10 protein-coding genes are annotated in these 9514 nt (G+C 57.9%); 3 read left to right on the plus strand and 7 right to left on the minus strand.

What is annotated here, in order from left to right; genetic code table 11:
• The 7 genes from BN874_RS07595 to BN874_RS07620 form a co-directional block, all read right to left on the minus strand.
• Positions 1-533, minus strand: a 533-nt coding sequence (locus BN874_RS07595) for a tetratricopeptide repeat protein (RefSeq protein WP_195912132.1), incomplete at its 3' end; no start/stop codon positions are given.
• A 131-nt stretch (positions 534-664) separates the two neighbouring features.
• Positions 665-1501: a PD-(D/E)XK nuclease family protein gene (locus BN874_RS07600; RefSeq protein ID WP_034431879.1), complete on the minus strand. Its 837-nt coding sequence runs from the start codon at positions 1499-1501 to the stop codon at positions 665-667.
• A 26-nt stretch (positions 1502-1527) separates the two neighbouring features.
• On the minus strand, positions 1528-2259 hold the full coding sequence (locus tag BN874_RS07605; RefSeq protein WP_034431880.1) for a Uma2 family endonuclease: 732 nt from the start codon (positions 2257-2259) through the stop codon (positions 1528-1530).
• Positions 2260-2797: 538 nt separating this feature from the next.
• Entirely contained in the window at positions 2798-3142 is a 345-nt protein-coding gene (locus tag BN874_RS07610) for an HVO_A0114 family putative DNA-binding protein (RefSeq protein ID WP_034431881.1), read from the minus strand.
• Positions 3123-3419 (minus strand): toxin-antitoxin system TumE family protein, encoded by a 297-nt coding sequence (locus BN874_RS07615; RefSeq protein ID WP_034431882.1) that lies wholly within the window; start codon positions 3417-3419, stop codon positions 3123-3125. The genes BN874_RS07610 and BN874_RS07615 overlap by 20 nt, the downstream gene beginning before the upstream one ends.
• 202 nt (positions 3420-3621) lie before the next feature.
• Entirely contained in the window at positions 3622-3828 is a 207-nt protein-coding gene (locus BN874_RS26165) for a transposase (RefSeq protein ID WP_051497560.1), read from the minus strand.
• A gap of 3 nt (positions 3829-3831) precedes the next feature.
• The gene (locus BN874_RS07620; RefSeq protein ID WP_051497561.1) at positions 3832-4221 is read right to left on the minus strand and encodes a hypothetical protein; all 390 of its coding nucleotides are present in this window, start codon (positions 4219-4221) and stop codon (positions 3832-3834) included.
• 468 nt (positions 4222-4689) lie between these two features.
• Between BN874_RS07620 and BN874_RS07625 the strand changes: the two genes are divergently transcribed.
• The 3 genes from BN874_RS07625 to BN874_RS07635 form a co-directional block, all read left to right on the plus strand.
• Positions 4690-7476 (plus strand): MGH1-like glycoside hydrolase domain-containing protein, encoded by a 2787-nt coding sequence (locus BN874_RS07625; protein ID WP_034431884.1) that lies wholly within the window; start codon positions 4690-4692, stop codon positions 7474-7476.
• Between the two features lie 3 nt (positions 7477-7479).
• Entirely contained in the window at positions 7480-9312 is a 1833-nt protein-coding gene (locus BN874_RS07630; protein WP_051497562.1) for an FAD-dependent oxidoreductase, read from the plus strand.
• A gap of 10 nt (positions 9313-9322) precedes the next feature.
• Positions 9323-9514 (plus strand): hypothetical protein (locus BN874_RS07635; protein ID WP_034431885.1); only part of this gene is annotated, 192 nt, incomplete at its 3' end.

Here is a 9514-nt window from a genome sequence, read left to right on the forward strand (position 1 = left end):
AAAAAGTTTCTCTTATCAGTATATGCTAATTTACTATCACGGGAAAATTTACAGAAGGAATTATTGCAAGCCAGTACATGATCGGGATTTAACTCCAGTGTCTGTTGATAACTGTCCGCCGCTTCCTCCAGTCGTCCCAAACCTTGCAGCGCTTTGCCCAGATTATTGTGGTAGGTGTCCGCTGATGGGTTTTCCCGCAATGCTTGGCGAATCAATCGTTCGGCAGTCTGATGATCGCCACGTTGGGAATAAATCACGCCCAATAAATGCAAAGCGTCAATGTACTCCGGTTGCGCCTCAAACACTTGACGGTACACGGCCTCCGCATCATCCAGCCGCTTGGCGCGGTGCCACTCGGCGGCTTGCGCCAACAACTGTTGATAAAGGCTGTCCGCTTCTTTGAACTGCTGCGCTTTCGTTCGCTGTTCGGCTAAGAGGCTGTCTAAAAACCAAGTTATTGATCTGCTTAATGGTGGAGTCGGGTTAAAACTGGCTAGAAGCGGGTTCCGCGCTAAATTTTTGTTCAAAATCAATGGCGAGTTTTGCGACAGTCTCTAAGGGTTGATCTGAAGGGTTTCTAGGATAAGAAGGAGAGGTAGCGCATCAGCGCTGGGGTGGTTCGAGCGTTCTGGCAGCTACAGTCATTATTGGGCTATGAGGGAAATCAGATCATTTCCACATCGGTGGAATCGCTGTAAATCTCGATCCCCAACTGCTCGGCTACCCGTTTCGCCTTGGGATCGATCATCGGCGAAATCACGATCCGCCGATTCGCCTGGCGTTGATGGCGCTTCTCGTAAAACCGTGCCTTGCGCTCGAAAATGTACATTCCCGCCTTATCTGTCGAAGATTTGAGTTCACAAATCAGCAGCAGGCCATTTTTGATGATCACGTCCAGTTCCACCTGATCCGGTCGCCCGAACACCTCGCCCTGATCGTCATACTCATTGACATTCAGCACTTGAACCCCAAAGTTCTGCTCCAGAATTCCGGCCAGGGCATTGCGAAACGCCGCCTCAGATTGCAATCCCCAGCGCGCCCCCAAAGCGCCGATGGCGCGATCCTGCTTCTTCGCCTGGGCCATGATCTCTTCATGCATTCGGTCAAAGCGCTGGCCTGATTCCTTCCACTGGCGATCCTGCTCCTCCCACTTGCGGCTCCGCTCTTGCGTTAAACCATCCCACTTACGGTTCTGCTCTTCCCACTTGCGATTCTGCTCCGTATTCAGCAGCTTCAACTGTTGGTTCTGCTCGTCCCACTTGCGGTTCTGCTCCTCCCATTTAAGATGTTGCTCGTCTTGGTATTCTCGCCACTCGCGGGCGCGCTCCTCCCGATCCCGGCGCAACTCAGCCAGCATCTCGTAAAACCGGTCCTGGGTCTCCTCCCGCCCGGCGTATTCCTGCCGGGTCAGATCCAGAATATAGGCGCGCAGGGCCGGATCGTCCCGCAACAAACCGGGCAGTTCCCGCTTGATTGTCTCTTTCAGTAGCTCAGTGTTCATATCGTTATCCGCTAAAGATTCAGAAATCAGGATATCGAATCATCCTGTTCGACGCCCAAATCCCGCAACCGTTGCGCCAGCCGCTCAGCGCGCTGATGTTCCTGCTCGGCCTGTTGTTGGGCCTGTTCAGCCTGCTGTTGGGCCTGTTCGGCGCGCTGCATTTCCTGCAGCGCTGCTTCCATTGGACTAAGCGCCATGGCGCCGTCTGGCTCGAAATAGCGCAGCCAACCCTCCGCCGCGCCCAGGTACAGATTCAGCACTTCGCTCCAGCATCGACCCTGCGCGTCGGCGGGAATCGCTTGGTAGCGCTGTCCGGTCAAACGGAACCCGGCGAATTCGCCGGTCATGGGTGAAAACCAGAAGTATTCCGGGGTGCGAAACACATCTTGATACAACGTCTTTTTCTCGCTGCGGTCGACGCCAGCAGTAGAATCCGACAGCAGTTCAATGATGAGATCGGGGTAGCGTCCACTTTCTTCCCACACCACCCAGGAATTGCGCGGGTCATGTGTTACACCACGCACCAAAAAGAAATCCGGCCCCCGGAATGCGCGGCGGCGCAATTGTTCGTGGTTGTAATACACCGTGAGGTTAGCGCCGATGAAGAAATCGTCGCGCTCCCGCCAGCGCCATTCCAGGCTACTGACCAGCAAAGCCAGTTGTTGATAGTGTTGGGTGCTTTCCATTTCCGGTTCGTCGCTGAGCAGTTGGCGGGCGTCCGGCATCAAATCAGCCAGTTGCGGCGCAGTGAGATACATGAAAGTTACCTCCGACATGGTACGGCGTAAATGCTCAATGTCCGCTACCTGCCGCGAACACATCCTCCAAACTGGCCGCGCTCAACACCCGCAATGCCCAGGTTTCCAACGGTGCCTGCTCTGCCTGCTGCAAGCGCTCGCACGCCCAGTCCATTGGTCTTCCAAAAATTCCGGCAAGGCCAACACCCAGTCAATAAATCGGAACAATTCCAGAATCTCCTGCCGGGGATAACCCCGCCGATACAGACTCCGGGCCAGCGTCAATTTCTCCCGGTACCGGGCATCATCCGCTCCAAAAAGTTATCCATAACAATACTTCGGACAGTTTTGGTGATCACCATCAACGGGTTAGCCTTCGTAGGCTGAATTCAATCGAAGTGAGAGGTTGACCGGAGTGGGAGAAAATAACTCGTTGATTTTGCTTGACCTATGAGGGGTGCTTGAAGCTCTGATTTTTCAAGAGGTTCCATACACTGAGGTATTTTCCGTCCACGAGGCCGAAACCAAAAACTGTCCGAACCATTGCCATAACATCGTGCTATGCGGCCTTCAACATGAAATCCACATGCACCGCGTCATAAGGAAACACGATTTTGCCATCTTCGGTTTTGTCTAAAACGCCCGCATTCAACAGCGCCGTCACGTCCGCATGGACGGCTTTCACGTCACGGCTCACTCGCCGTGCCGCCTCGCGGATCGTTACTGGACCTGCTCCTGCCAGCACCTTGATGAGTTGCCAGCGTTTTGCGGTCAGCGTCTTCCAAAGCTGTTCCGGGGTCTCAAAACTGATGCGTGGGGCACTGGCCTGTCCGGTTTTCAACGCCGCTGCGAAATCCGCTAAGGTATCCGCCAAGGAGCGAACCTCAAAGGTCACTGTGTTCATTGCGCCACCTCGTTACGTCATTCAGAAAATCAGCCACCAGCCGGTCAATATCAGTAAAGGCATAGGGCGTTTCCTGTTCTCCCCAATGCCGATGATCGCCCTTGCCGGATTCATTGTCATAGCGAAGCACACACACGCCCCGAACCACCAGCGCCATCCGGTATTTGTAGCGGTGAACGCTGCCCGGAACGGCGTGGGGCAACGTCCATGTCACCAGTTCAACAAAAGCGGTTTCATCGATCTGGATGCGGCGGTTAAACAGCGGTTGTGCTTTCATGTTGGATAGAATAACAACACTCTAGCCCGTTGTCAATTATTCCAACGCTTGACCCCCGCGCTCGTTCCAGCACGTTCTTCCACGGCGAATCGTAGTCCGTCATTGCGCCCTCCGTCTAAAGCCGATAGCGGTAATTCACACCAGCCAATTCTGTGTAGCCCCGCTATATAAAACTTGTTCTCGCCTATAGTTATATCCCCTCCTAAAAGCCCGGATCGACATTCAGATTACCCTTCAACCGCAGCCGGTAATGCCAACCCTGGGCGTGCAACCACTCGAACAATTCCACCGAGGGATAGAACCGATCCGCCAACAACAGGACGTCGGCCCCTCCCGGTAGCCCGTTCCGCACCCGCTCCAATAGGATGTTTTGCCAGTCAAACCCGAGATTGGCCGGGCCGGCTTCCACCGCCTACGTCAGCGGTAACGCCCGATCCCCTACCACCAGGCCGAGCATCAACACCGCGAACCGATCCCCCAGATCGGTTTGATCCAGACTCAGCGCCACCGTCTGCCCGTACCGGCTGGCCTCGGCGAGCGCTTGGCGCGCCCACGGCTCCAGCAGCATTGGGCTAACCAGCAAGGGATTGTTGAGCAACCGCCGTAACCATGGCTCGCGCATGTCCTGCCGCGCGGTCTCCAGCGGCAGGATATTGGCCAAATCCGCCGTGTTCGGCGTGCGCACCTCGACCATCGCTCCGACCACCAAGGCCACCTTGTTCACCACCGTCTTGCGCAGTTTCGGCAACGCGGTGTTTAGCCCCCGTCCCACTTCCTCCGCTAACCGCCGCACCGTTCCCATCCTCAGTCACCTCGCGTCTCGGTTCTCCCAGCGCAGAAGCTTAGCTTAAACTGATAGGTGGTAAGCAGGGCATCAGACGGTACGTCAACCATCAACTGAGCACCTTGAAAGGGCTGGGAGCACGCCCTATCCGCCGATGGATGCCACGATTCAACAAGACATTGCCAAAACCCACCTGAATTCTCAGATCCCACCTTCAAGCCAAAGCCGCTGCATTTAGCGGTTCCTACGATATTTCGCAGCCCCCGTCCTCAGCCAAAGCTCAACAATCAAGATTTATGTTGTTAATTATCAATTGGTTATTTGAAATTTTTCTAATGGCATAAGTGTTGCCAATTCGAGTGACGAACAGTTGATCGATGGAGCTATTTCATTCTCTGGCAAGAAATTTTCCCCAGAGATGGCGTAATGGCTCGTCGGTCAGAACGACCTCTCAGCAATCGCAACCCTTATTCTGGAGAAGCCCCAATGAAGGCCACGATTCCCATCGACAACCCCGAACGTCTGCGCCTGGAACGGCAGCACGAAGGTCAGGAAAGCTGGCGTTTGTGGGGGCCGTATCTGGCGGAACGGGCCTGGGGCACGGTGCGGGAAGATTACAGCGCCCACGGCGAAGCTTGGGAGCATCTTGATCATGACCAATCCCGGTCGCGGGTTTATCGCTGGAATGAGGACGGCCTGGGCGGGATTTGTGATGAACAGCAACGATTGTGCTTCGCGCTGGCGCTGTGGAATGGCCGCGATTCGATTCTCAAGGAGCGGGCGTTTGGGCTGACCGGCAATCAGGGCAACCACGGCGAGGATGTGAAGGAATACTACTTCTATCTTGACGCCACCCCCAGTCACAGCTATTTGCGCTATCTGTACAAATATCCGCAGGCTGAATATCCCTACGGTGCGCTGCTGGAGGAAAATCGTCGGCGCGGTCGGCAAGAACCGCAGTTTAACCTGCTGGACACCGGGGTTTTCCACGACAACCGCTACTGGGATGTGGAAGTGAGCTACGCCAAGGCTGGCCCCGACCAAATCCACATCTGCATCACCGCCGCCAATCGCGGTCCCGAAACGGCGACTTTGCACCTGCTGCCGCAACTGTGGTTTCGCAACACCTGGGCTTGGGGCGATGAGGAGAAAAAGCAGGCGTTGGCGGAACTGCGCGGCGATCCGGTTGCAACGATCCGCCCGCCACCGGCTAAACCGACCTTGCGCGCCATCGCTGCGCCGGACGGAGCGGCCTGGGCGGTGCGCGCCGAACATCCGACTTTGGGCGCGTATCACCTGTACGGTCGGCAAGCCGCCGAGTCGCTGTTCACCGACAACGAACACAATGCGCAACGGTTGTGGGGGCTGGCGAACGCCACGCCCTACGTCAAAGACAGCTTCCATCGCCGCGTTGTCAACGGCGAGCAGGAAGCAATCAATCCGGCGCAGCAAGGAACCAAATATGCCACGTGGCATATTCTGACGGTGGCGGCTGGTCAGCAGACGCAAATTGATCTGGTGTTGAGCGCCGCGCCGCTGGCTCAGCCGTTTGCTGATAGCGCCGCTGTTTTTGCCGCACGGCAGAGCGAAGCCGATCAGTTCTACCGTGATTTGCTGCCGGAAGCCGCTGACGACGATCAGCGCATTCTGCGGCAGGCATTGGCTGGCATGATCTGGAGCAAGCAATTCTTTCATTACGACGTGGCCCGCTGGCTGGACGGTGATCATTTCCCGCCCCCCGAACAGCGCAAGCAGGGCCGCAATCGCACCTGGCGGCATCTCAAGGCGACCGACATCATTTCAATGCCGGACAAATGGGAATATCCGTGGTTCGCGGCCTGGGACTTGGCCTATCACTGCGCCGCGCTATCGCTGGTGGACGTGGATTTCGCCAAGGAGCAAATCGAACTGGTGTTGAAGGAAAACTACCTGCATCCCAACGGCCAGATTCCCGCCTATGAATGGGCGTTTGGCGATGTCAATCCGCCGGTTCATGCGATGGGTGCGCTTAAAGCGTTCCGGGCCGAGCGGGTACAGCGTGGCCGGGGCGATCTCAACTTTCTCCAGCGGGTGTTCCACAAACTGCTGCTGAATTACGCTTGGTGGATCAATCGCAAGGACAGCGACGGCAACAATGTGTTCGAGGGCGGCTTTCTCGGTCTGGACAACATTTCGGTATTCGACCGTTCGCATCCGCTGCCGCCCGGTTACGCGCTTAAGCAGGCTGACGCGACCGGCTGGATGGCGATGTTCGCCCTGAACATGACGGTGATCGCGCTGGAACTGGCGACCGAAGACCCCGATTACGAAGCGATAGCGATTCAGATTTATCAGCAATTCCTCGCCATTGCTTATGCCATCGGCGGTCAGGGCGGTAACGAAATTCCACTGTGGGACCCGGAAGCAGGCTTTTTCAAAGACCTGGTGACCGGGCCGGACGGTCAAAGTCGCCGCATTGACGTGTATTCCTGGGTTGGGCTGATCCCGCTGTTCGCCTGTGAAGTGGTGGATCGGCGGATGCTGGCTAAAGTCCCCCGCTTCCGTGAACTATTGCGGCAACATCGTCACGGCGTGTTCGACGGCAGCATTATCTGCAACTGCCCCAACTGGGAAAACGACCGGGGCGAGCATTTGTTGTCGCTGGTCACCGATCGGATGCTACCGCGCATCCTGAAACGGCTGCTGCGCGACGATGAGTTCCTGTCGCCGCACGGCATCCGCAGCGTCAGCCGCCTCCACGCCACTCAGAAGAATTTGGGAACGCTGCCCGGCGTCGGCGAGGCGTTGATCGAATATGTGCCCGGCGAATCCAATTCCGGGCTGTTCGGCGGCAATTCCAACTGGCGTGGCCCAATCTGGCTGCCGACCAACTACACCTTGGTGCAGGCGCTGGAGAAGTTTCATCGCTTCCTCGGCGACAGCTTCACCGTCACCGTGCCCAGTCTGGGCAATCGGGAACTGAATCTGAAGGAAATCGCCACGCTGATCGCCGAGCGGCTGGTGGGTCTTTACCGCCGTGATCAGGATGGATTGATGCCCGCGTTTCCCGCCGATAGCCCGTTCCAGCACGATCCGCACTGGCGCGATCGGCTGCAATTCTACGAATACTTCCACGGCGACACCGGCCAAGGTTTGGGCGCAGCGCATCAGACCGGCTGGACCGGCCTGCTGGCCAATCTGGTCATGCGCCGCTATCGGCAGGACATCCCGACCTATTGGGGCCAGCAGATGACCGCGCAGACGGAAATTGCGCCCAGCGCAGCGGAGGTCTGAGCCATGCTGACCGCTGCCGTCGCCGCCGCCCGTCATCGGCGGGCCAATATCATCGCCGCGTTCCTCGGTCAGATGGACGACGCGCTGCGCGTTGCCGAAACCACGTTTTACCCCTTCCTTGATCTGGCAATCCGGCTGTGGCTGGCGCAATTGTTCTGGGTGTCGGGCATCCTCAAGCTGGCTGACTGGGACACCGCGCTGCGGCTTGCTACTTATGAATATCCGGTGACCTGGCTCGATCCAGCCACGGCGGCAACGCTGGGCATCGCCATTGAAGTGATCGGGCCGGTGTTGCTGGCGTTTGGACTGGCAACCCGGTTGGCGGCCATTCCATTGCTGATCCTGACTCTGGTCACTCAATTCGAATACCAAGCTCTGGATCAACATCTTTACCAAGCGGCGCTGTTCGGCTGGTATCTGATCATGGGCGCGGATAACATTCAAACGATTGATCGGTTCTATCAATGCCTGCTGCTGGGGCTGATCGCGCTGCACGGACCGGGGCTGATCGCCGCCGACGCCGCCCTGAAATGGCAACTGGCCCGCTGGTTTCCACCGCTGCAAAGCTGGTCCGACGCCGCGTTGACCGATGCGCCGCATGTGGTGATCGTTGGCGCGGGCTTCGGCGGATTGAAGGCGGCGCACGGTCTGCGGCAGGCGGCTTGCCGGATCACGGTGATTGATAAACGCAACTATCACCTGTTTCAACCGCTGCTGTATCAGGTTGCTACCGCCAGCCTGTCACCCGCCGACATCGCCACGCCAATCCGGGCGATGTTCCGCGATCAGCACAATATCCGGGTGGTGCTGGGTGAAGTGATGGATGTAGATACCGCTGTGCGCCAAGTGATTCTGAATGACGGCAGCCGGATTAGTTACGACTATCTGGTGCTGGCGACTGGCGCTCGCCACAGCTATTTCGGGCGCGACGACTGGGAACCCTACGCGCCGGGCCTGAAGCAGATTGAGGACGCTACTGCGATTCGGCGGCGGTTGCTGCTGGCGTTTGAGCAGGCCGAAAATTGCGCCGATCCCGAAGAACGGCAAAAGCTGCTGACCTTCGTCATCGTCGGCGGCGGCCCGACCGGGGTGGAACTGGCCGGCGCGATTGCTGAACTGTCCCAGCATGGCTTGGCTGGCGAATTCCGCGACATTGACCCGACGCAGGCACGGGTGCTGCTGGTGCAGTCCGCGCCCCGGCTGTTGCCGACGTTCCCGGAAACGCTGTCGGCGGTGGCGGCGCAATCGCTGCAAGCGCTGGGCGTGGAAGTGCTGACCAAAAGTCGGGTCGAGCAGATTGACGATGATGGCGTGCGGGTGTCCGGTCAGCGCATTGGATCGCGCACCGTATTCTGGGCGGCGGGAGTGATGGCTTCGTCGGCCGCGCAGTGGATCAAGGGCGAAGCGGACTCGGCGGGCCGGCTCAAAGTCGGGGCAGATTTGAGCGCGGCGGGTCTGCCGAATGTATTCGCAGTGGGCGATACCGCGCTGAGCGCGGCCTGGAACGGCCAGCCGACGCCGGGTTTGGCCCCGGCAGCCAAGCAGCAGGGCGCTTATGTCGCTCACGTCATCAAGGCGCGGCTGGAAGGGCAACCCGAACTGCCGCCGTTTCGTTATCGCCACATGGGCAATCTCGCCACCATTGGTCGCCAGTCCGCCGTAGTGGATTTTGGCCCGATCCGGTTGAGTGGCGCACTGGCCTGGTGGCTGTGGGGCGTTGCCCATCTGCTGTTTCTGGTGGATACCCGCAAGCGGCTGTCGGTGGCGATTGAATGGTTCTGGGCCTATCTCACTTTCAAGCGTGGCACCCGGTTGATCACCGGCGGCCACGAGTAGGAGCATCGCTATGTTCAAGCACTTTTCGATCAACGTATTAGCGCTGCTCGCGGTGTATCTCATCGCCTTTTTGCAAGGTTTGACGCTGGTCAGTTTCCCGGCCAGCAGCGCGGTACTGAAACAGATGCACGGTTTCACTGATGCCCAATACGGAGCCATTTTTCTGCCACAGGTCGCGCTGGCGGTGTTAGGCGCGGTGGCG

Source organism: Candidatus Contendobacter odensis Run_B_J11, from assembly GCF_000531125.1.
Lineage (GTDB): Bacteria > Pseudomonadota > Gammaproteobacteria > Competibacterales > Competibacteraceae > Contendibacter > Contendibacter odensensis.